This is a genomic window from Brevibacillus sp. Leaf182, from assembly GCF_001423865.2.
GTDB classification, from domain to species: Bacteria; Bacillota; Bacilli; order Brevibacillales; family Brevibacillaceae; genus Brevibacillus; species Brevibacillus brevis_C.
On record NZ_LMPN02000018.1, the window covers coordinates 81,715 to 104,306 of the forward strand.

The window sequence follows — 22,592 nt, forward strand, 5'->3', positions numbered from 1 at the left end:
TTATTGAATTTTATTTATCTTTATTAAACCCTCTATAATTCCCTTTTTATATGGTTCACCTTTACCACAGCAGAAAAAGAAGTCTGAGCTTCAACGAGTTCGTGATGAAATCGGCGGGCGGATTAAGAGTTTAAGCGAGAGTGGAGAATAAATTGCTTCTCGGATGGGATGGCCCCACAGAGTCACCTTCTACGTGATCGCCTGTTAAAAAACGATTATGATCAAGATCAAAAACCCTCCCCCGGATTGTTCCGAAGGAGGGCTACTCTATTATTGCTGAATACCTGCAAATAAAAAATACGTGTCTGATCGAATCAGACACGTATTTACACGTTCCATCATCAATTATCCGATAGAGCCTTCCATCTCGAACTTAATGAGACGGTTCATCTCTACCGCGTACTCCATCGGCAATTCTTTTGTAAATGGCTCGATGAAGCCCATTACGATCATTTCAGTTGCTTCTGCTTCTGACAGTCCGCGGCTCATCAGGTAGAAGAGTTGATCCTCGGATACCTTGGATACAGTCGCTTCGTGCTCAAGCGTGATGCTGTCGTTCATGATCTCGTTGTACGGGATCGTGTCGGACGTGGACAGTTTATCCAGAATCAGCGTATCGCACTTGATGTTGGACTTGGAGCCTTCCGACTTGCGTCCAAACTGCGACAGACCACGGTAGGTTACTTTTCCGCCATCACGGGAAATCGACTTGGAAATGATCGTCGATGTGCAATCAGGCGCCAGGTGAATCATTTTCGCACCTGCGTCTTGGTGTTGTCCTTTTCCTGCTACTGCAATAGAAAGAACGGTACCTTTCGCGCGAGGTCCTTTCATGATAACAGCTGGGTATTTCATCGTCAGCTTGGAACCGATGTTACCATCGATCCATTCCATGTTCGCATCCGCGTAAGCAACCGCACGTTTGGTAACGAGGTTGTATACGTTGTTGGACCAGTTTTGGATCGTGGTGTAACGGCAACGAGCGCGTTCTTTTACGATGATTTCTACAACAGCGGAGTGCAAGGAATCCGTGCTGTAGATTGGAGCTGTACAGCCCTCTACATAGTGAACGAAGGAATCTTCATCGGCGATGATCAGCGTACGCTCGAATTGACCCATGTTCTCGGAGTTGATGCGGAAGTATGCTTGCAGGGGAGTTTCTACTTTTACGCCTTTTGGAACGTAAATGAAGGAACCACCGGACCATACTGCCGAGTTCAGTGCAGAAAACTTGTTGTCTGCTGGAGGAATCACTGTCGCGAAGTATTCTTTCACGATTTCTGGGTGCAGTTTAACTGCGGAATCCATGTCGCAGAAGAGAACGCCCAGTTTTTCCAGGTCTTCCTGCATGTTGTGGTAAACTACCTCAGACTCATACTGAGCAGATACACCTGCGAGGAACTTCTGCTCTGCTTCTGGAATACCCAGCTTGTCAAAAGTTGCCTTGATTTCTTCTGGCACCTCATCCCAGCTACGGCCTTGCTTTTCAGAAGGCTTTACGTAGTAGGTGATGCTGTCAAAATCGAGGTCGTCCAGATCGCCGCCCCATTTTGGCATCGGCATGCTGTTGAAGATGTCCAATGCTTTTAGACGGAATTCCAGCATCCATGCTGGCTCATCCTTGATCTTCGAAATTTCTTCGACGATCTCGCGGGTCAAACCCTTTTTGGTACGGAATACAGAAACGTCCTTGTCGTGAAAGCCGTACTGATATTCCTGTATTTCTGGGCCTTTAACAGCCATCGTTGCTCACTCCTTCGTGTTCATTTCCCTTACCCATCACTATTCCTGCTCCGCCTGTTTGACACCTTGCTCCAATGCTTTCCAAGCCAATGTCGCGCACTTGATACGCGCTGGGAACTTGGCTACGCCAGACAAGGCTTCGATATCACCAAGGTCAATCGAATCATCGATTTCTTTGCCTTGCATCATATCGGAGAATTTTTGCGACAGCTCCAGTGCTTCTGCTACCGGCTTGCCTTTGACAGCATCTGTCATCATGGATGCAGACGACATACTGATCGAGCAGCCTTCGCCGAGGAACTTCGCGTCCACCACTTTGCCATCCTCCACTTTCAAGGAGAGCGAGATGCTGTCGCCACAGGTCGGGTTATTCAAATTCACAATGAGTCCTTCAGATTCTTCCAGTTTGCCGCGGTTACGCGGTTTTTGGTAGTGATCCATAATGACGCGGCGGTATAAATCATCAAGAGAAGACATTGCCGAAATACTCCTTCGTCTTCTTCAAGCCCGCGATCAGCACATCTACTTCTTCTTCTGTGTTGTACAGGTAGAAGCTTGCCCGAGCGGTAGCCGTCACATTCAGCCAACGCATCAGCGGTTGTGCGCAGTGATGACCGGCACGAACTGCGATTCCGTAACTGTCCAGCACTGTCGCCAGGTCATGCGGATGTACTGTATCCAGGTTGAATGTAATTAAACAGCTGCGGTCCTGCTGTGGGCCGTAAATCTTCAATCCTTCGATCTCGCGCATTTGTTCCATCGCGTACTTGACGAGATGTTTTTCATGACGCTCGATATTGTCCATTCCGATCTCTTCCAAAAAGTCGATCGCTGCTCCCAATCCGATAGCTCCTGCGATGATCGGAGTCCCTCCTTCAAATTTCCAAGGAAGCTCCTTCCACGTGGAATCGTACATATCCACATAATCGATCATTTCTCCGCCGAACTCCATCGGCTCCACACGCTCCAGCACCTCACGCTTGCCGTACAGAACACCTACGCCTGTCGGGCCAGCCATCTTATGCGCTGAAAACGTATAAAAATCGCAATCCAAATCCTGGACGTCGATTTTCTTGTGTGGAGCACCCTGCGCTCCGTCAACGAACAAAAGTGCGCCATGCTGATGGGCGATTTGAGCAATTTCCTTTATTGGGGTAGTATCCCCCAATACGTTGGAAACATGGTGAATGGCAACGAGTTTGGTATTATCCGTAATCGTTTCCTTGACCGCTTCCAGAGTAACGGTGCCGTCCTCTGCCAGCGGAATGAACTTAAAAGTCGCTCCGGTTGCCTTGGCTGCCTGCTGCCAAGGAATGAAATTGGCGTGATGCTCCACCAATGTGGTCACGATTTCATCTCCCGGCTTGAGGAACATGCGAGCATAGCCGTACGCTACCGTATTACAAGCAGAGGTCGTTCCACGCGTAAAGACGATTTCTGCGGCTTCACGGGCGTTGATGAAGGCGCGAACTTTTTCACGCGCGCCCTCGTACCCATCTGTCGCTATGTTACCCAAGGTGTGCACGCCACGGTGCACATTGGAGTTATACTCCCTGTAGTATTTATCCATCGCCTCAATAACCTGGATCGGTTTTTGAGAGGTTGCACCATTATCCAAATAAACGAGCGGATGTCCGTTTACTTCCTGGTGTAGGATGGGAAAATATTTCCGAAGCTCCTTGGCGTTCATTAGCCTAACTTCCTTTCAAGCGCTTGACGGAGTCTGTTTTTCACTTCTTCTACTGGAATCTCAGCGACAACTGGCTCCAGGAAGCCGAGAATGATCAGACGTTCTGCGCCTTGACGGGAAATACCACGAGACATCAAGTAGAAGATAGACTCTTCACTAAAACGTCCTACCGAAGCTGCGTGACCCGCTTTAACGTCATCCTCGTCGATCAACAGGATCGGGTTGGCATCACCGCGAGATTTATCGCTCAGCATCAGGATGTTTTCCGCCTGTACGCCGTTTGCCTTTTCAGCGCCTTTTTCGATTTTCGTGATACCGTTTAGGATACTCACTGCTTCATCCGTCATAACAGCCTTGCTCACCATGTCAGACTCCGTATGCGTGCCGATATGCTGAACTTGGGAAGTGAGGTTTTGGCGTTGGGAACCAGTACCTACAGAAATGGATTTGGTCTCTGCGATCGAAGCAGTTCCCTTGAGGATGGTGGTGTTGTTAGCAACAGTATTGCCATCGTTCATCTCACCCAAAATCCATTCCATTTTTCCATCGCGCTCAACCGTTGCACGACGGAAGCTGTAGTCGTGAACGTCTACAGACAGAGAACGAACAGAAGCTACTTGCACAGATGCGCCCGCGCCTACATATACTTCAACTAGGCTGTTCGCAACCATGCTTTTCCCTTCGCCAGATACATATGTATCCACGTAGGTTACCTTGCTGTTCGCTTCTGCTACGATCAAAACATGTGGGGCCAACAGAGCGTTGTCGCCTGCGATTTCATACACAGCTTGCAGTGGCACATCTACTTCCACGTTTTTCGGAACGTAGAGGAATACGCCACCATTCACTACTGCAGTATGCAGAGCAGTCAGCTTGTGTTCATCAAGTGCGATAACGTTAAGCAGATACTTTTGCACGAGATCGCCATGCGTTTGCAGTGCATCAGCAAAGGTCGTGAAAATCACGCCTTGTGCCTTCAATTCATCAGATACTGCTTGAAAAACGGTAGAAGCATTCTTTTGTACCAACAGGTTTTTCACGCTGTCGACATCAATTTGTGCTTTTACCAAATCGCTGAGTTCATTCGCCGCTGCCACCTTCGCAGTGGTTTGGAACGGATCGAAATCAACGGTATTCCATTTATCAATCTTCGTTTTCTCCAAGGCAGGGAGCGCCAGCTCTCCCGCCGCCTTCAGTCCAGCGAGGCGCTTTTCCAGGAACCAGGCAGGCTCCTGATTAGCTTTGGAGTACTGGGTGATCGCCTCGGAATCGAAGCGTAGCTGTACATCCACACTCATTTCACTGCTGCCTCCTTCATCCTACACGTTGGCGTTTACGGTTTCGTCCTCGATGCCGAGCTCTTCCTTGATCCAGTCGTAGCCTTCTGCCTCCAGGCGTTCAGCCAGCTCAGGACCACCGGACTTCACGATACGACCTTGCATCATGACGTGTACGAAGTCAGGCTTTACATAGTTCAGCAAACGCTGGTAGTGCGTGATAATCAAGAATCCGCGGTCCGCGGAGCGCATTTCGTTTACACCAGCTGCAACGATTTTCAATGCGTCGATGTCCAAACCGGAGTCGATTTCATCCAAAATACAGATGCTTGGCTCCAAGAGCATCATTTGCAGAATCTCGTTACGCTTTTTCTCACCACCGGAGAAACCTTCGTTCAGGTAACGGTGGGAGAAAGACTCATCCATTTCCAGCGTGTTCATCTTTTTGTCCATCTCACGGATGAATTTCATCAGGGAGATTTCGTTTCCTTCGCCACGGCGTGCGTTGATCGCGGAACGCAGGAAGTCAGAGTTGGTTACACCGCTGATTTCGGACGGGTATTGCATCGCCAGGAACAAACCTGCACGTGCGCGCTCGTCTACTGCCATTTCCAACAAGTCTTCGTCATTGATCAGCACTTCGCCATCGGTTACCTCATATTTTGGGTGACCCATCAGCGTGGATGCCAATGTCGATTTACCGGTACCATTAGGTCCCATGATCGCGTGCACTTCGCCGCCCTTGATCTCCAAATTCAGGCCTTTGAGGATCTCTTTGTCCTCGATCTTGGCGCGAAGGTTTTTTATTTGCAAATGCGGTACTGCTGTCATCTGAATTCCCTCCATACACGTCAAAAGTGAGTTGGTAAATTCTCAATCCATTCTCAATAACTATCTTATAATAAGAATAATTATAAATCAAGGAATGAAACATATCTGTATTTTTTATATCATTATATTTAGAAAGTCCGTTTTTGCGCATGAATCCTTCCTAAATATTCTTGCCTCCGCTGCATTTTTCCCTTTGTAACTTTTTGACATACATTTCCGTCTAAACTCCAGGTACTTTTTGTAAAAAAACACCACTGGATAACTGGAGAGGGATGGATCATGTTGAAAAAGAGTAACAAGAAACTCGCAATTGGACTAGCTACTGTCTTACTACTCGTAGGTGGGACTACAGTCTTCGCAAAAACGGGTACAGAGAAAATATCTGCTCGTTTCTCCAACATTAAATTGATAGTCAATGACCAGGTCGTCAAAACGAAAGCAGAACCATTCATCTATAATGGAAACGTCTATGCACCTGTAGCGACTGTTGCCAATGCACTCGGCATTAAGCAGGAATGGGATAACAAAACTCCTGCTGTCCGTTTCTCTGGCAATAGCGGTAGCACCGGTGGAACTACTGGTGGCAGCTCCATTCCAGAAGCAATTGTCCAACAGGCCAAAAAAACATTACCGCTTCCTTGTGACACTTCCGACGTAAAAGGCAGCCTGTACTATTGCTCTCCTGAGAAAGAAGTCGTGTCCAAAGGTTATGTCAATCTGACAGGAACGAGTGATCAGGAGTTTCTCGTTATGTATCGCTATCACACTATTGAAGGGCTCCCTTCGGAAGCTTACCTGACTCTTTTCCGTCAGTCAAATGGAAAAGTTGTACCAGTCAATACCTCGAAAGTTTTCGAGGCCAGCGAGTAAATGTCCTATCCAAGGCCGTCAGTCACACGCTGACGGTTTTTTATATTTTTCACGAAGAAAAAACGGATAGACCCATTGTCTACCCGTTTCTTTCGTATACGATTACTTTACTTTTGGACCCGCAGTTGCAATATCTGCTGCATTCGGGAATTTCTTCTCGAAGTTCTCAATGAAGCGTGCAGCCAAATCAGCCGCTTGCTTGTCATAATCTTCCTTGTTTGCCCATGTATTGCGTGGTTGCAGAACTTCAGCAGGAACGTTCGGGCAAGAAGTCGGTACTTGTACCCCGAAAATCTCGTCAGCTACATAGTCTACTTTTTCCAGCTCACCGTTCAATGCTGCTGTTACCATCGCACGTGTGTAGGACAGCTTCATACGTTGCCCAACACCTACCGGCCCACCAGTCCAACCAGTGTTCACCAGGTATACTTGAACCTTGCGCTCGTCAATCTTCTTACCGAGCATTTCTGCATATACTACTGGATGCAGTGGCAAGAAAGGAGATCCGAAGCAAGTAGAAAACTCTGTTTGCGGAGCAGTTACGCCACGCTCTGTACCGGCCATTTTGCTGGTGTAGCCAGACAGGAAGTGATACATGGCTTGCTCTTTATTCAGCTTGGAGATTGGAGGCAATACACCGAACGAATCGGCTGTCAAGAAGACGATGACATTTGGTTGCCCGCCCACGCCTGGAATTACAGCACCCGGAATTGCTTCCACTGGGTACGCAGCGCGTGTATTCTCTGTATATTTGGTGCTATCGTAGTCTGCTACACGAGTCGCTTCGTTTACGTCTACATTTTCAAGTACAGTACCGAACTGGATTGCTTTCCAAATTTGCGGTTCGCCTTCTTCAGACAGCTTGACGCATTTTGCGTAGCATCCGCCTTCGATATTGAACACGCCATTGTCAGACCAGCCGTGCTCATCGTCACCGATCAGGAAACGGTCTGGGTCAGCAGACAGCGTTGTTTTTCCTGTACCGGACAATCCGAAGAACAGGGCAACGTCTCCGTCTTTCCCTACGTTCGCAGAGCAGTGCATCGAAAGTACGTTGCGCTCTGGAAGCAGCATGTTCATTACGCTGAAGATTGACTTTTTCATTTCGCCAGCATACTCAGTGCCACCGATCAATACTGTCTTTTGCTCAAAGCTCAATACGATGAAAGTCTCGGAGTTCGTGCCGTGTACCGCAGGATTGGCCTTGAAATTAGGGGCATAAATAACCGTGAATTCTGATTCGTGCGCAGCCAGTTCTTCTTCGGACGGACGGATGAACAACTGACGTGCGAACAGGTTGTGCCAAGCGAATTCGTTCACTACGCGGATTGGCAGACGATAGGTTGTATCTGCCCCTGCAAAGCCATCAAAGACAAACAGCTCATCTTTTGATTGTAAGTATTGGAGCACGTCTTGTTGAAGTGCTTGGAATTTTTCGGTACTGATAGGTTGGTTAACCGGACCCCAGTTGATTTTATCGTGTACGGAAGCTTCGTCCACCACAAATTTGTCCTTTGGCGAACGGCCGGTAAACTTCCCTGTTAGCGCATTGAGCGCCCCCTTATCGGTCAAAATCCCTTCGCCACGCTTCACTGCCATCTCAACAAGATTAGCTACAGGCAAGTTATGATACACTTTCGTAGCTCCAAGAATGTCAGTAAGCTTTTGAACCGTATTGGTTTCCATGTGTGAACGATCTCCTTCCCAAAATGTGTATCATTTATTGTGACTTTCTAATTGTCGCTCGATTTGTAATTAGTATATCACATTTAGCTAAATAAGCTACATAATTTTATAATCTCTTATGGATAATGTGTGAATAACCCTCCTCATGCGTATTATTCCCCAACAGCAGTATTTTGTCCACAAACCAATCAGTCTATCGGTTATTCGTGAGGTACGCAGGGACATTTTCCCCACAAAAAGAGCAACACCAAGAGTTTACTCTCTTAGTGTTGCTCTCACAAGGCATAAAGATTTACGTATTTTCAAACGTTTTTACGACTGTTTGACACAAAATCGCCACACCTTTTTCCAATGCAGAGCGGTCAAAATGCATCAGCGGATGATGCAGCCCTGGCATCAAATCACATCCAAGAGCCAGCATCGTCGCCTTGATATGAGGGCGCTCCACCGTATAATAGTGGAAATCCTCCGCTCCCGGACTGACAGGCGCCGCACGCAAATTCTCTTGACCGAGCACATCTACGATCGCAACCTCCATAAATGCCTTCGCTTGATCATCGACCTCTGCCGCTACCATGCGCGACCCGGCCTCTACTTCTATGCGTGCCTGAAAAGACTCTGCAACTCCGTCGATCATTTGACGAACTCGATTCACCAGGTCATCCATCGCTTGATTCGTCTGCGCTCGCAGATCGAGAGCAAAACGCGCCTTGTCCGGAATAATGTTGTAGCTCTCTCCCCCGGCTTGCAGCATGGTCATTTTAACGGTGGCAGGCACCATCGGATTGATATGTATATGTCCGAGTCCAGAAATAATCGCTCCCGCTACCTCAATCACATTGATCCCGAGATGCGGTCTCGCTCCGTGCGCAGCAACTCCTGTGATTTCCCCGTAGAGAAACATGGCCGCTCCGTTGTAGATAGCAGGTCCAGCCGTTCCATTTGCCATCTCCTGAATCGGTCTTAGGTGAACACCGTACAAATAATCGATGTCATCGACGACACCCTTCTCCACCAGCTTCAATGCTCCCGTTCCTTTTTCTTCTGCTGGTTGGAACAATACTTTTAACGTTCCCGGGGGTTGATATCGAGCGGCAACCAATGCTTCTACCGTTTCCACGATTAGCGTCATATGGGCGTCATGACCGCAGGAATGATTCGCGCGCCATTCCCCGTTGACTTCTTGCCAGAGAGCATCGATATCTGTGCGCAAGCCAACAACTGGCTTCCCTTCGCCCCATTCAGCTACTAATCCTGTACAATCGTCAAAAGTCGTGACACGCAGTCCCAAGGCACGCATGCGCTCCGCCAAGTAGCGAGTCGTTTCTACTTCCTTCCAGCTTATCTCCGGATTCTCATGCAGATGACGGAATGTTTCGGCAATAGCATCTTTACGTGCGGCAACCGCCTGTTGCAACGACATTACAGTAGACATCAAAGCGCCTCCTCCAAAACCGTTTCTTCCTATTATATCACACTGCCCAATAGACAGTTCACCGACAGGTCAGTCGCAAAATGGCATCGAGCTTCAATTGATCGCGCAATGGCCCTGCTATTTGCACCTTTTCTTTGGCGAGAACATAGACGAGCTCATCGCCGCCGAACAGCATGTGCATTTGTTTTTCCTCTCCCCTGATGATCATATCGGCAGGCTGCTCTTCTGTCCATACCTCCCAGGATGCAACGCCTTTTGCTATTGTCAATTGCCACTGTGACGGTGAATCATCCACTACAATTCTGATTCTGCGCTCCCATCCTGCTGTTATGAATCGCAAGTGTGCTTTTCCTTGCAGTCGCTCGCCCAGTTCAAAAAGCAGTCTGCCCATTCCGATCATCTGCACGCCACCCCTCTCTTCCCAATTGGGTTCGTGGCCTGTCAGGTCGAATCCTTTGGCGAGGAATGAGAGGCGCTGTCGGCTGTTGTCATGGGAGCCATGTTTTTCTCGACATTGTTAGAAAGGTCTTTTGAGTCAACATAGTGGAGGAGAAGAAAAAGCACAGTTCTCTTCGACTCTGACACGCCAGCAAGAGGGATTGACTGGCCGTCTCCACTTAAAAAAGGGGACCGTCGAGCCAAAGCCACCCTACGGGCGGACGTTTCTCAGGGAAGAAGTGTTCGACAAGCGTGGTCCCCTTTTTGAAGTTCCGACTGGAGAGGCGTTGTCAAGGTCTACGAGCTCTGTGCTTTTTCTTCTCAACAGCTTTGTTGGTTCATCGGTACCTTTTTTAAAACGTTAAAGAAGATCAACCACAACAAAAAAGCATCTGCTTTACGCAGATGCTTTTCGTAAATACTACTCATCGAACTCGTCTTTATCGAGTCGCACCTCAAGGTGGTGACCATCGGGTGTTTCAAAATACAAATTATAGCTAGTAGGCTGTGTAATGGGGCCACGATAGCAAATATTCTCTGCCTCCAGCTTATCGACCAGATAGTCCAGCTCGGCTCGGCTCTGCACAGAGAAGGCGAGATGATCGACCTGCCCTACGCCACCTTTCCCAGCTTCCCCGCCATGAGGATGAAGACCGATCCGTGTGTATGTGCCAATTTGAAAGTAGACAGGTGCTCCTTCCGTCATATTCTCTTCCGGGATAGGGACTTCCAAAATGTCCTTAAAAAAACGAGCTACCTTCACAACATCACTACAATTCAATGCGATGTGGTGAACGGCTTTCAAATGAAACATTCACACTGCCTCCCACGTCAACTCAGGTCATGCGTTCTTGTGCGACATTAGCTTTTCTTTTATTGTACTGCTTCAATCGCTCGCTTAACCGTCTTAAACGAATCATCAATGCTTCCCGCCAGTCGTCATCCTGTAACTCCTTGGCGACCCCGAGCAGATCAAGTGAAATATCGATCTGCTGCTTTAATACTTCGGCGAAGCTGGCCGCTTCATCCGTCATGGTACAATTCTCAAACAACTCGGATGTATTGTCAACACTCACAAAGTCAGCAAAATCCACTTCTGGAGCCTGATCTCCCTGAGCATATTCTACTAAAATTTCGTATTCTCCCTCAATACCGGGATGAACCTCAATTCTGTCACATACAGGACAAAACATGATCGGGACATTGTGTACAAGCGTTTTATAATGACGGACCGAGCCTACGGAACCTACCATTCCAGCACCACAACAAAAACTCATATAGTCTCCCTCCCTATTCGCCAAATGAAACGTCCATGTCCGTTTTTTGGTCGAAACTTTGTCTGTATCCGCATTGTAGCCTATATGCCCACTAACACTCCACCCGCAAATGATACCAATGAAGGAAATCGCATAAAGATTTGGTTTATCCATTTTACTCGATTTCCTTAGATTCCTGCAACATTTTCTGATTAGTATGAATATTTCCCCTCATTTGCCTAAATCCATCATACAAGTTAGTCTTAATCTATCCGATAATAAGGAATAATAATCATTTTAGCAAAACTTCAAAAGGAGAGCGGTTCCATGTTTCGTTTCAAAAGTCTTCGTGCTCGAACACTGACCATTACACTGCCTGTCATTATTTTGACTCTTTTGCTCGTCGTGGGTATCGGTTTCTGGTTCTCTGTCGACCAACTCAATCGGGAAATTGAGGACAAAATGAATTATCAACTAGATATGGTCGGCAGTAATGTGGAAAAGCAACTGGAAGCCCATAGCAAGGTAACGCTGAGTATGGCTCGCTTTATTGAAATGGGTCCTGTTACACATTCGCTAGAGCAGTTAAATTCCCTGCTGTCCAAAACTGTTCTCATTAATGATACGACGGTTGGAATGGGAATTTTCATGGAACCTTACGCTTTTGACCCGAACAAGAAACTCGTTGCTACTTACGGGGCAAAGACCGACGGCAAGGTTACCATTACTGATGAGTACAGCAGTGATTCCTATAACTATCCAAATCAAGACTGGTACAAGGTCGGTATTTCGACCAAGAAGGAAACCGATTATTCCGAGCCGTACTTTGACGAGGTTTCCAAGGTCTCCATGGTGACGGTAGTCGCTCCTTTTTACACGCCGGATAAAAAGCTTCTGGGTGTAGCCACAGACGATATTACACTCACTGACGTGGAAAAGCTCGTCTCCAGTACAAAAGTAGGCGAAACAGGCTGGGCCTTTTTGGTGGATCAAAAAGGGAGATACCTCGCTCATCCTCAAGCAGACAAGCTGATGAATCATTCCGTTCAATCTGACGATAATGCTTCCTTGGCAGCAATAGGTCCTTCTCTTCTAGAAGAGAAGTCCGGAATGAAGACGTTTAACGATGAAAACGGGATCAATCGTGTTTACTTTCAAGAGTTAGGTGATACAAACTGGACAATCGCTCTCGTGATGCCAGAAAAGGAAATTGCCGATCCACTCTACGACTTGTTCTTTGAGCTTTGTATGGTGAGTCTGATCGGTCTGTTGATCATGATTGCTGTCATTTATTACTTCAGCAAATACTTGACCAAACAAATCGATCGCGCCAACCAACTGGCGCATGCCCTCTCCAATGGCGATTTTACCGCTTCCATGGATATTCAGACTGCCGACGAGATGGGGGTTATGGCAAATCGCTTCAACTCCATGACCGCAACCTTGTGCGAAACGCTGGGTCAAGTCAGCTTCAACGCTCAGCAGGTCGCTGCTACGTCTGAGCAATTAATGGCAAGTGCGGAACAGACGAGCAAAGCAACAGAGCAGATCGCACAATCCGTTCAAGAAATTGCCTACGGTACGGAGCAGCAAGTGGATGCGACTGTTCAAGGCTATGAAGTCATCAACGAGATTGCTGTACACATCGAAGAGATGGAAAAAGGCATTGAGGATGTAAATCTCTCTACAAAAGAAGCGAACCGCCAAGCCACAGATGGCAATCAGATGGCAGCCAAAACAGTCGAGCACATGAATGTAATCCATAGCCAAATGGCCAAGACTTCTACCATTGTCAATACGCTAGGCCAACGCTCCCAAGAGATTGGAGAAATGATCTCACTCATCACGACAATCGCCAATCAAACCAACCTGCTCGCTCTGAACGCCGCTATCGAAGCGGCTCGCGCCGGAGAACAAGGACGAGGCTTTGCAGTTGTAGCCGACGAGGTGCGCAAGCTGGCCGAACAGTCGAGCTCAGCCGCCGAGCAGGTCAGTCACATCGTTACCGTGATTCAGCAGGATACAGGCTCAGCGATCGCGGCAATGAATCATGGCTCTTCTATTTTGGGAGAAGGCATGACTCTCGTTCGCTCAACAGGAAATGCTTTTGAGCAAATTACTGGCTCCACGTCGGAGCTGCTCGTCCGCATGAATGAAGTGACAACGGAAATGAGCAAGATCAGTCAGCAAATGCAGACGATTGTATCCGCCATTACCCATATTACACAAATTGCAGAACAATCAGCCGGCAACTCTCAAACGGTTGCAGCAGCAGCGGAAGAACAAACCGCTTCCATGGAGGAAATCTCTTCGGCTGCAACAATGCTGGCGAAAATGGCAGAAGAGCTTAATGATGCAGTACGAACATTCAAGCTGGAGTAGTCCGTCCAGCAATAAAGAAAAGCCGGAGCACAAAAGCCCCGGCTTTTTTGTTTCCTATTCTTTTACCATCGCTTCGTATTTGTCTGCATCCATCAGCTTGTCCAGCTCAGCCGTATCAGACAATTCGACGACGATCATCCATGCTTGCTCGTATGGCGAAGAGTTAACCAGTTCAGGTGCGTCTTCCAGCTCGCCATTTACTTCTACTACTTTACCAGTTACAGGAGCGTACAGTTCAGAAACGGTTTTTACCGATTCCACGCTGCCAAACGGCTCATCCTGTTGGATTGTCGCGCCTACCTCAGGCAACTCGACAAACACGATGTCACCCAGCTCTGATTGAGCAAAAGAAGTGATTCCGATGTACGCCTTGTTTCCTTCTACTCGCACCCACTCATGCTCTTCACTGTAACGTAGATTTTTCGGGAATTCCATCGTTTACATATCCTCCTATCGGGTACAATCCATTACACATACATAATTAGACGAACATTCTAGGATTCCTCTTCGATCCCCAAAATTCTGAACAAGCGTTTTTTTACCAGTTGGAGACCCTTCTCTCCTGCCTGAAAATGACGTAACTGAAGAGCCTCGTCAAACAAATAAAAAGCGGGGACGTATTCATTCTGGAATGCATCGACTGTCTCTCTATCATTATCGATTGCAATAGGGTGTGTCAAATGTTGTTCTGCAATCGCCTTCTTGATCATTTCGATGTCTGTATCTTTTTCCGATTGAGGGATATGAATTCCAATGACCTTCAAACCGTTAGCCGCGTATTGATCTCGCCATTCGTTCATGCTTGGCATTGATTCCTTGCACATGTAACAACTGACGGACCAAATATGCACCAAGACTGGACTTCCAACTAAATCAGCTTTGGTTACCTGCCCGTTGATCCACTCCGTAATCCCAGGAAAGTCAGGCATTTCTTCGCGCAAACGCATGAAAGCTCATCCCCTCTTTTTTAACTTCAACCGCTACACGCTTGTTTTCAAGTGAAGAATCCCGGATTGATCGATGGCAGCCACAGCCTCTAAAAGAATCTCGGGAGGTTGGACGAGAGCAATTCGAACATACCCCTCTCCTTCTTCACCGAAGGCACTTCCCGGAACGACCACGACTCCGGCTTTCTCCAGTAAAGCAAAGGCAAACTCTCGTGACGTCCAGCCGTTCGGTACAGCTGCCCAGACGAACATGGTCGCCTTTGGAGATGGAATGCTCCACCCTGCCTTTGCCAATGCCCCCAGCAACACATCACGCCGTTCCTGATAGACAGGCGCAACTGTGTTTTTCCCACCCGATTCCCGATCCTTTCGTAAAGCCTCAATGGCCATTTCCTGTACAGGCAAAAAGACACCGTAATCGATATTGGATTTCACAATCGCAAGCGGCTTGATGATGTCGGCATTCCCTACAACATAAGCGATCCGGCAACCTGCCATGTTGAAGCTCTTGGAAAACGAATTACATTCAATTCCCACTTCTTTCGCTCCTGGCACTTGCAAAAAGCTCGGCGTTTGGTAGCCGTCAAACACCATCTCCGAATAGGCCAAATCATGAACCACAATAATGTCAAAACGCTTGGCAAAAGCCACAACCTCTTCAAAAAAGGCAAGGGTAGCAACCGCGGAAACCGGATTATTCGGATAGTTCAGAATCATGAAAGTTGCACGAGCCGCTATCTCCTCTGGAATGTCTGACAGCTTTGGCAAAAATTCATTTTCTGCCCGCAGAGGCATACGGTAAGGTACTGCTCCCGCTAAATGAACGCTGCCTTCGTAGATCGGATACCCAGGATCGGGTACGAGAACGATATCTCCAGGATCGGTCCATGCCAAAGCAAAGTGAGCCAAACCATCCTGGGACCCCATCAAGGAATGAACCTCCCCATCTGGTGCTAGCTCCACCCCAAAACGATATTGATACCAGCGGGCGACCTCTTCTCGAAAGGCCGCCGTTCCATCACTTAATGGATAGCGAAAAGCAGTTGGTTGCTGGATAGCATGGATTAACGTTTGCAGAAGATTCTCGTCAGGCTGCTGATCAGGGCTGCCGATGCTCAAGTCGTATACCGTTCTTGTTTTGGCAACTTCCCTTTTGCGAGCCTCCATCTCTGAAAAAATATCGGCGGAAAGATGGTTCAGTCTTTTGGAAGGTTGACGCATCATGCCTTCCCTCCCCAAGCCTTCTCCAGCTCTTCTTCTTTGAAACCAAGGGTTACGGTTTGATCGCTTGCGATAAGAGGCCGTTTGATCAGTTTGCCATTGGAAGCCAATAGCTCAAGCATTTCATCCTCGGTCATCGTAGGAAGCTTGTCCTTCAAGCCAAGCTCGCGGTAATGAACACCACTCACATTGAAAAACTTGCGCAAGTCGAGACCGCTTGTCTGCCAAATTTGGCGCAGCTCTTCTTTGGACGGCGGTGCATCCACAATCGGAATTTCTTCGAAGCCAATCTTTTGATCCGTGAGCCATTTTTTCGCTTTGCGGCAAGTATCACATTTGTTGTATAGGTAAGCTTTCATCGTCATATGTATTTCCTCACTTTTGGTTTATGTCGTTGTTTCTTTCATTGTAAAAGAAGTACACCTAGCGTACAACGGTTACCGTATTGGAAAACGTCACGCCAGATTCTGCAGTTTCCGGCACTTCAATCAGTAAGTAGTTATTAAGCATGGAACGATCTGCCCCTTCTCCAAATTCATATGTTTGATAATGGACGAGCATTTCTTCCACCCAGATTCTAATTCCCTCAATCTCCACCGAATCTGTTTCACTCTGGGATGATTTAATCAAGAGATAGGTTTTTCCGTTTAGAGCGGTGTGAAATGTATGGCCCTGACTGTTTTGAATAAGCGGCTTCGCCCACGCTTGGATTTGCAAATCGGCTTCGACTAGCTCCTTCACCCGATAGGTTGGATACATATCTTCCGGCAGCAGATCTTGCTCTTGCTCCACATCCGTCCTATATCCAGCCGTCATGTTGTACCCTTCTACCGTCCACATTTGCCGATGATTACTCCTTTTTTTCATCGTCACCTCGTACAGCATGCCGTCTGTCGTCGCTACAAGAATTCTCCTGGGATTTAATTGACTGCCTATCGTTTGAAAGCTCTCGATTTCCGTTTTCAACTCATCCTGCACAAAACGGCGGAGAACGTTTTTGTAATTATGGTTGTCCGGATCTTTTTGCATTTGTAACAGCTCAGCTTCGTTATACTCGAGGCCTACACCCTTATCGTCTGTCCACTCAAACGCTTCCACAACGGCGTCACGGTCCACCGACTTTTGACTCGCTTGTGTGGAAGTAACCGGCTTTGCCCCGACTGCGTACATCCCCCACATGCAACCGATTAGCACCATCGCTACCCAAAAAGAATGCAACCAGACTTGCATACCTCTGCCTCCTCACGTATTCACCGTGCTAAACAAAAACGACAGCCATCTCTGTCTTCTGGCTGTCGTTCATACGTAAGCTGCTATTGCGGCATGTTGCTTTCATTACGCCTGCTTTTCGCAGTCTCTTCTTCATTCGTCCGAGCATCCGGATTCACCTGCCACATTTGCGAAAGTGGCGAATAGGGCACCCCTAGTTGCTTGGCATTCTGGTCTTCCACAGCCTCAGCCAGTGTCCCGGTTAAAGGCATGGTGTACTCAATGTGCTCATCCATCTGCCCATCCTCCTTCACATGTCTTAGTGTGAGGAGTTTGCACGTCATTATGCAGATGGTTTTGCTTTGATCTCCACTTGGTAGCCAGCGTGCTTTCTCGCCTGGAATACACCATTATCAAAGATCAAATACTGTGCTTTCACACCGATCAATCGACCGCCGAGCTGTTCTTCTTTATCAAGTGACTTGGAATTGATTTTATCCAGCGACTCCAAGATCGGATAGGCAATATCTACCCATTCGTCCTCGCGATATTGGAATGCTTTAAACTGTTCAGGAAAATGACCGTACACTTCGTCACGCATGGCGAGCAAGTCGATTTCCTTCACATCTCCTTTAAGCATTTTACGCCAGTTGGTCTTGTCCGGCAAAAACTGGCTCAAGTGAAATTCAAGCTCCCCAGCCATCCGACGAGTGGGAACCTCCGCAATCGGAATCGCGCGAATTGCGCCTTGATCCACCCAGCGTCTCAATTCATTATGCTTGCGAGTCAATCCTACCTTTATATCACTCGACACTGCCAGATAGACAAAATGAGGAATCATGCAATATCTCTCGCCGAAGCTCTCGTCCCGGCAAGTCCCCAAGTCAAAATGGCATTCATGCGGCTTGACGATGCACAAGTCATTTTCCGGAAGCTTGGTAAAACAGGGATAGCAATACCCGCTGTTAAACGTCTTGTTTGTTTTGCGGCCACAGGCAATGCAATTTTTTTCGCCTAAAAACGAAATCGTCAATTCACTGCCCAGCCATTCATTAAGCGGAAGGCGATCTTCACCAATATTCAAATAGTAGTCTACCGGCTTGTCCCCTCCATGGTACTCGTGTGTTAGTCCTTGCAAAATACCGCGGAGTTCCACCAAACTCTCTCCTCTCCTATGTACGGTTCTTCCATTTTAACATAATCGCCGCCTACTCTGACCGCTGTTTTCTTTTGGTAGCATGTTTTCCCTGGCAGGAGGTGAACCTAATCACATCCCAGAAGAAGGAGGCGATTGTTCATGCGCAAATGCATACGGTACGCCTTGCTTTTCGCCTGCCTTCTTGGCTACGGCACCCTACCTGCTTTTGCCCAGCAAACACTGCCTTCGTATGAGCCGATCCACAGAATTGACACTGAGAAAAAGGTCGTCGCTCTCACTTTTGATGATGGGCCAGATGCTATCTATACGCCCAAAATTCTTGAGGTGCTGCATCAGTACAATGTTCGCGCTACGTTTTTTGTCCTTGGCTCCCAAGTGGACAAGCATCCAAAGGTCATGCAGTGGATTTACAAGGCTGGGCATGAAATCGGCAACCACGGCTACCACCATTTTGATCTGAACAAGCTGACCGAGCATGAAGTGTACGAAGACATCAAGCATGCAGAACGCTCCATTTTGAAAACGACCGGCATTTTGGCGCAATACTACCGTCCCCCCTACGGCATCCTGACACATGACGTCATGAATGCAGTTCAATCCAGTGGCTACGACATCATTCACTGGTCGATTGATCCTCGTGATTGGTCTTTGGCACGCACGGCTAACGTCATTGCCAAAAGCGTCAAGAGCAATGTCTCCTCCGGGGATATCATCCTGTTTCATGATGGGGGTCTAAACCAACGGCAAACAGTCGCTGCACTCCGGGAGCTCATCACAGATTTGCGTTCGCAGGGCTATCGATTTGTCACCGTCAGTCAATTGTTGGATGCAGCAAAATAATACGGCACCAGTGCCTCGTTTTCCTGAAGCGAAACGAAGCAACTGGTGCCCTTCTTTTTTACGCCAATACCTTGCCCAAGAACGAACGCAAGCGATCGTTAACGTTATTGCCAAAAACCTCACTGGGATGACCTTCTGCCATGATGATACCTTGATCCATAAAAATGATTCGGTCGCCCACTTCCTTGGCAAAATTCATTTCGTGTGTCACGATCACCATTGTCATGCCTTCTTTGGCTAAATTTTTGATGACAGCAAGCACCTCTCCTACCAGCTCCGGATCTAGGGCGGATGTCGGCTCATCAAACAGCATAACCTTTGGATTCATGGCAAGCGCCCTTGCGATTGCGACTCGTTGCATCTGCCCGCCAGACAGCCGCTCGGGATACACATCTGCCTTATCCTGAAGCCCAACCTTCTGTAAAAGAGCCAAGCCTTGCTTGCGGGCTTCTTCCTGGGACATTTTCTTCACTTTTACAGGGGCCAGCATGACGTTTTCCAGCACTGTTTTATGTGGAAAGAGATTAAAGCGCTGAAAGACCATCCCGACCTCTTCTCTGACTTTATTGATATCGGTCTTGGGGTCTGACAAATCATGTCCGTTGATGACAATCTTTCCGCTGCTCATTTCCTCCAACTGATTCAAGCAACGTAAAAACGTGCTCTTGCCCGAGCCAGACGGACCAATGACACAGACTACTTCCTTTTCTGCTACCTGAGTCGTAATGCCCTTCAACACTTTCAGATCGCCGTAGTTCTTCGTCAAATCCGACACCTGTATAATCATTTGTCTGTCCCCCTATTACGATAAAACAAGCTTGTAGTCCTTGTGATTCCATTTTACCGCAATAGTCTAAAGATTGCATGAATTTACTGTTCAGCCTTTGGTTTCCTTCCTCGTAGACAGTCGCGTCAATCCCATTTTTTCCAGTGCTCGTCCCATGCGTAACTCTGCCCTCGACGGCTCATGCTAAGTGCGAGGTGGTTTTCATGCATCGAAAAAAGTGGGTCGCTCTCGTAATTGTACTGGTCGTTTTTCTATTAGGGCTTTTGGTGGAGGTTATTTACGGGACTTATACAGATCTCGTCGACCATCCTGGGTTCGCTTGGGAAGAAAATGTGGTATCGGGGTATGGCAACAGCAAAGTTGTGCAGCTCTTTGTAAACGGCGTTATTTCGGGGCAACAAAATAGTGCCGGGCTGCCTTCGATGACGGAACTATTGACTGAACAGCTCCGCCGAATTGAAGAGGATCAGATGGTGAAAGCCGTGGTCCTTCGCATTGATAGTCCAGGTGGAGAGGTCGTCGCTACGGATGAGCTACACCGACGCTTGCTACGGCTCAAGCAGGTTCGCAATCTTCCCATTGTCGTCAGCATGGGTTCCACAGCAGCCTCAGGCGGTTATTACTTAGCCACAACAGGCGATGCGATTTTTGCCAATCCCAACACACTGACCGGTAGTCTCGGGGTCATTTTCAACCTGTTTAACTATAGTGAAGCTGCGAACAAGCTGGGTGTACATCAATACGCGATCAAAAGCGGGCGCTTCAAGGATATTGGCAGTCCAGCTCGACCACTGACGGACCCAGAACGGCACATTTTCCAAACACTTGTCAACGAAAGCTACAACAATTTCGTCGACGTCATCGTGAAGGGCCGCAACCTCTCTCGCCAACGCGTGCTGGAAATCGCTGACGGCCGCGTCTATTCCGGTGAGCAAGCAAAACGACTGGGGCTCATAGATGAATTTGGTGATTTGGAGGAAGCGACACGCTACGCTCTCTCTTTGTCTGGCGAAAAAGAAGCCATGGTCATTCGCTATGCAGACCAGCTCTCCATCAGCAAGCTGTTATTCAGTATGAAGCAGTACTGGTCGAATCCTGATCCGCTTGGTCTCAATCGAATATGGGACCGCCAAAGTTCACCTCGCCTCCTGTATCAGTTCATGCCCTAGCCTGTTATTACGGAAAGGAGTGGCTTCTCATGAACCAGCTTCCCGACGATGAAAAAGCACATGATCCTGTATCCCATGAACCCTATCAAGAAGTCCATCCACAGCATTCGTATGCAGGCTTCTGGATTCGTGTCGTAGCCTCACTCCTTGATTCGATGTTTTTGATCGGGATTAGCTACCTCGTTTTCAATCCGTTACGGCGTGTTTTTGCCGTTCCTTACGCCTCTTTTCCATTCATTGATTTGTTGGAGGTGTTGTTTGATCTCCTCTATATGATTATGCTAACCTGGTGGACCGGACAAACCTTGGGAAAGCTGATCACAGGCATCCGTGTCATCAGTGCAAGACAGGCACGAGGCAATCTGACAGGCGGGCAGGTATTATTGCGCGAAGTCATCGGCAAATTCCTTGCTTCACTCGTATTCGGACTGGGCTATCTATGGGTTGCGTGGCACCCACGTAAGCAAGGCTGGCATGATCTGATCGCCAAAACGTATGTCATCCGGGATCGTCGACCATAACCTCCGCTCTATCGCGGGGGTTTTTATTTTTGCATCCTTGGTCCCTATTTTTGTAGCGGCTTCCTGCCGATACCATTACCAACAAGGCAGATCCTATCCCAACCGAGGAGGAAGATACATGCGTAAACAGAAAGTAACCAGCATCCTCGCCCTGAGCCTTTCGCTGGCTCTGCTCGGCCACGTTGCCCCTGTCCTTCCTGTTTCAGCAGCATCTGCTGTCCCTCAAGCAGCAGCCGATAAAACGAATGACGTCTATAACCTTCAGCTAGGAATGAGCACAGCACAGGTCGAACAAACATTAGGCAAGCCTGCCCGCATTGATGCTAGTCATACAGGCGTGGAATGGTGGATTTACAATCAAGATTTGAACAACTACATTCAAGTCGGCATGCAAAACGGCAAAGTCGTGACGTTGTTTACCAATGGCGCCAAGCTGAATCTGAATGGCATCTCGATTGGTTCTACTACCAAAGACCTACAAAATAGCTGGGGTGCACCGCAAAACACGCTGACGATCACACCAAGTCTGCGTATCCAAAAAAATACCCTTGCTCATCCGACCTATATCCAAAACAATCAGGCGATCACCTTCTCTATTGATCAGTTGGGTGGAAATAAGGTCGCAGGAGTGCGTATCTCTACTCCAGAGCATTTTGCTACCATCGCGATTGGCTTAATGTATCCCATTTCCTATACGAAATTACCGGAACTGCCGAAACTGACAGACGCACAAATAAAGCAAGCAGCGCTTGCATACGAGAAACAAAATTTGGACTTGCTCAACGTGGCAAGGCAACGTGCCAAGCTGCCTGTTATCACTTGGGATGAACAAGTTGCAGCAGTGGCCAGAGCACACAGCCAAGACATGGCCCAGAACAACTTTTTCAACCATACCTCCCCATCTATGGGAAGTCCGTTTGATCGTTTGAAGCAAGCCGGTATTCGTTACAGCTCAGCTGGTGAAAATATTGCCTACGGCCAACTAGACGGAGTCGAAGCCCATATGAGCTGGATGAACTCCGCAGGTCATCGTCAAAACTTGCTCTCTCCAAAATTCAAGCAGCTTGGCGTTGGTATCGTTATGAAAGATGGCCGCCCGTATTTCACGCAAAATTTTGTTACTCGCTAATA

At 47.9% G+C, this 22,592-nt stretch carries 24 protein-coding genes; 6 read left to right on the forward strand and 18 right to left on the reverse strand.

The features are described from left to right. Positions 1-345 precede the first annotated feature (345 nt). From sufB to sufC, 5 genes are read right to left on the reverse strand one after another with little or no spacing between them, the layout of a single operon-like run. Positions 346-1,743 (reverse strand): Fe-S cluster assembly protein SufB, encoded by a 1,398-nt coding sequence (sufB, locus tag ASG16_RS08160; RefSeq protein WP_015893091.1) that lies wholly within the window; start codon positions 1,741-1,743, stop codon positions 346-348. A gap of 39 nt (positions 1,744-1,782) precedes the next feature. Then, the gene (gene sufU, locus ASG16_RS08165) at positions 1,783-2,220 is read right to left on the reverse strand and encodes a Fe-S cluster assembly sulfur transfer protein SufU (RefSeq protein WP_056491927.1); all 438 of its coding nucleotides are present in this window, start codon (positions 2,218-2,220) and stop codon (positions 1,783-1,785) included. Continuing rightward, entirely contained in the window at positions 2,207-3,433 is a 1,227-nt protein-coding gene (locus ASG16_RS08170) for a cysteine desulfurase (protein WP_048034590.1), read from the reverse strand. Before ASG16_RS08170 ends, sufU begins: the two co-directional genes overlap by 14 nt. Further along, the gene (gene sufD, locus ASG16_RS08175; protein ID WP_056491930.1) at positions 3,433-4,731 is read right to left on the reverse strand and encodes a Fe-S cluster assembly protein SufD; all 1,299 of its coding nucleotides are present in this window, start codon (positions 4,729-4,731) and stop codon (positions 3,433-3,435) included. Before sufD ends, ASG16_RS08170 begins: the two co-directional genes overlap by 1 nt. A 21-nt stretch (positions 4,732-4,752) precedes the next feature. Next, positions 4,753-5,541: a Fe-S cluster assembly ATPase SufC gene (gene sufC / locus ASG16_RS08180; RefSeq protein ID WP_047073088.1), complete on the reverse strand. Its 789-nt coding sequence runs from the start codon at positions 5,539-5,541 to the stop codon at positions 4,753-4,755. A 279-nt stretch (positions 5,542-5,820) separates the two neighbouring features. Here sufC and ASG16_RS08185 point away from each other — a divergent pair, with 279 nt between their 5' ends. Next, positions 5,821-6,411, forward strand: coding sequence for a stalk domain-containing protein (locus ASG16_RS08185; protein WP_056491933.1), 591 nt, complete (start codon positions 5,821-5,823; stop codon positions 6,409-6,411). Positions 6,412-6,513: 102 nt separating this feature from the next. Here the strand turns inward: ASG16_RS08185 and pckA are convergent, their stop codons facing one another. The 5 genes from pckA to ASG16_RS08215 form a co-directional block, all read right to left on the reverse strand. After that, entirely contained in the window at positions 6,514-8,097 is a 1,584-nt protein-coding gene (pckA, locus tag ASG16_RS08190; RefSeq protein ID WP_056491937.1) for a phosphoenolpyruvate carboxykinase (ATP), read from the reverse strand. Between the two features lie 292 nt (positions 8,098-8,389). Next, positions 8,390-9,532, reverse strand: coding sequence for a M20 peptidase aminoacylase family protein (locus tag ASG16_RS08195; protein ID WP_056491940.1), 1,143 nt, complete (start codon positions 9,530-9,532; stop codon positions 8,390-8,392). Positions 9,533-9,590: 58 nt separating this feature from the next. Continuing rightward, the gene (locus ASG16_RS08200) at positions 9,591-9,932 is read right to left on the reverse strand and encodes an SCP2 sterol-binding domain-containing protein (RefSeq protein WP_056491943.1); all 342 of its coding nucleotides are present in this window, start codon (positions 9,930-9,932) and stop codon (positions 9,591-9,593) included. A gap of 459 nt (positions 9,933-10,391) precedes the next feature. Next, on the reverse strand, positions 10,392-10,784 hold the full coding sequence (locus tag ASG16_RS08210) for a VOC family protein (protein WP_007726371.1): 393 nt from the start codon (positions 10,782-10,784) through the stop codon (positions 10,392-10,394). Positions 10,785-10,806: 22 nt separating this feature from the next. After that, on the reverse strand, positions 10,807-11,247 hold the full coding sequence (locus tag ASG16_RS08215; RefSeq protein WP_017251440.1) for a hypothetical protein: 441 nt from the start codon (positions 11,245-11,247) through the stop codon (positions 10,807-10,809). A 306-nt stretch (positions 11,248-11,553) separates the two neighbouring features. On the opposite strand from ASG16_RS08215, the gene ASG16_RS08220 reads away from it, so the two are divergent. Beyond that, positions 11,554-13,608, forward strand: a complete 2,055-nt coding sequence (locus ASG16_RS08220) for a methyl-accepting chemotaxis protein (RefSeq protein WP_056491946.1) — start codon at positions 11,554-11,556, stop codon at positions 13,606-13,608. Between the two features lie 54 nt (positions 13,609-13,662). Here the strand turns inward: ASG16_RS08220 and gcvH are convergent, their stop codons facing one another. From gcvH to ASG16_RS08255, 7 genes are all read right to left on the reverse strand, one after another. Then, on the reverse strand, positions 13,663-14,043 hold the full coding sequence (gcvH, locus tag ASG16_RS08225) for a glycine cleavage system protein GcvH (protein WP_047073101.1): 381 nt from the start codon (positions 14,041-14,043) through the stop codon (positions 13,663-13,665). Between the two features lie 59 nt (positions 14,044-14,102). Next, complete coding sequence (locus ASG16_RS08230) at positions 14,103-14,555, reverse strand: redoxin domain-containing protein (RefSeq protein ID WP_048034597.1); 453 nt, start codon at positions 14,553-14,555, stop codon at positions 14,103-14,105. Positions 14,556-14,588: 33 nt separating this feature from the next. Further along, positions 14,589-15,779 (reverse strand): aminotransferase class I/II-fold pyridoxal phosphate-dependent enzyme, encoded by a 1,191-nt coding sequence (locus ASG16_RS08235; RefSeq protein WP_056491949.1) that lies wholly within the window; start codon positions 15,777-15,779, stop codon positions 14,589-14,591. Further along, the gene (locus ASG16_RS08240; protein WP_056491952.1) at positions 15,776-16,141 is read right to left on the reverse strand and encodes an arsenate reductase family protein; all 366 of its coding nucleotides are present in this window, start codon (positions 16,139-16,141) and stop codon (positions 15,776-15,778) included. The genes ASG16_RS08235 and ASG16_RS08240 overlap by 4 nt, the downstream gene beginning before the upstream one ends. Before the next feature lie 58 nt (positions 16,142-16,199). Beyond that, the gene (locus ASG16_RS08245; protein WP_056491955.1) at positions 16,200-17,006 is read right to left on the reverse strand and encodes a hypothetical protein; all 807 of its coding nucleotides are present in this window, start codon (positions 17,004-17,006) and stop codon (positions 16,200-16,202) included. An 83-nt stretch (positions 17,007-17,089) separates the two neighbouring features. Next, the gene (locus ASG16_RS08250) at positions 17,090-17,281 is read right to left on the reverse strand and encodes a hypothetical protein (RefSeq protein WP_056491958.1); all 192 of its coding nucleotides are present in this window, start codon (positions 17,279-17,281) and stop codon (positions 17,090-17,092) included. A gap of 47 nt (positions 17,282-17,328) precedes the next feature. Beyond that, a complete protein-coding gene (locus tag ASG16_RS08255) occupies positions 17,329-18,141 on the reverse strand; it encodes a DUF2797 domain-containing protein (RefSeq protein ID WP_048034602.1) in 813 nt (270 codons plus the stop codon). Between the two features lie 141 nt (positions 18,142-18,282). Between ASG16_RS08255 and ASG16_RS08260 the strand changes: the two genes are divergently transcribed. Further along, entirely contained in the window at positions 18,283-18,984 is a 702-nt protein-coding gene (locus tag ASG16_RS08260) for a polysaccharide deacetylase family protein (protein WP_056491961.1), read from the forward strand. Between the two features lie 58 nt (positions 18,985-19,042). On the opposite strand, the gene ASG16_RS08265 is transcribed toward ASG16_RS08260, so the two are convergent. Beyond that, a complete protein-coding gene (locus ASG16_RS08265) occupies positions 19,043-19,771 on the reverse strand; it encodes an amino acid ABC transporter ATP-binding protein (protein ID WP_082517261.1) in 729 nt (242 codons plus the stop codon). A 203-nt stretch (positions 19,772-19,974) separates the two neighbouring features. On the opposite strand from ASG16_RS08265, the gene sppA reads away from it, so the two are divergent. The 3 genes from sppA (at position 19,975) to ASG16_RS08280 (ending at position 22,590) form a co-directional block, all read left to right on the forward strand. Next, positions 19,975-20,940: a signal peptide peptidase SppA gene (gene sppA, locus ASG16_RS08270; RefSeq protein ID WP_056491963.1), complete on the forward strand. Its 966-nt coding sequence runs from the start codon at positions 19,975-19,977 to the stop codon at positions 20,938-20,940. A gap of 29 nt (positions 20,941-20,969) precedes the next feature. Next, the gene (locus tag ASG16_RS08275; RefSeq protein ID WP_056491966.1) at positions 20,970-21,461 is read left to right on the forward strand and encodes an RDD family protein; all 492 of its coding nucleotides are present in this window, start codon (positions 20,970-20,972) and stop codon (positions 21,459-21,461) included. Between the two features lie 118 nt (positions 21,462-21,579). Further along, on the forward strand, positions 21,580-22,590 hold the full coding sequence (locus ASG16_RS08280) for a CAP domain-containing protein (RefSeq protein WP_056491969.1): 1,011 nt from the start codon (positions 21,580-21,582) through the stop codon (positions 22,588-22,590). Positions 22,591-22,592 lie beyond the last annotated feature (2 nt).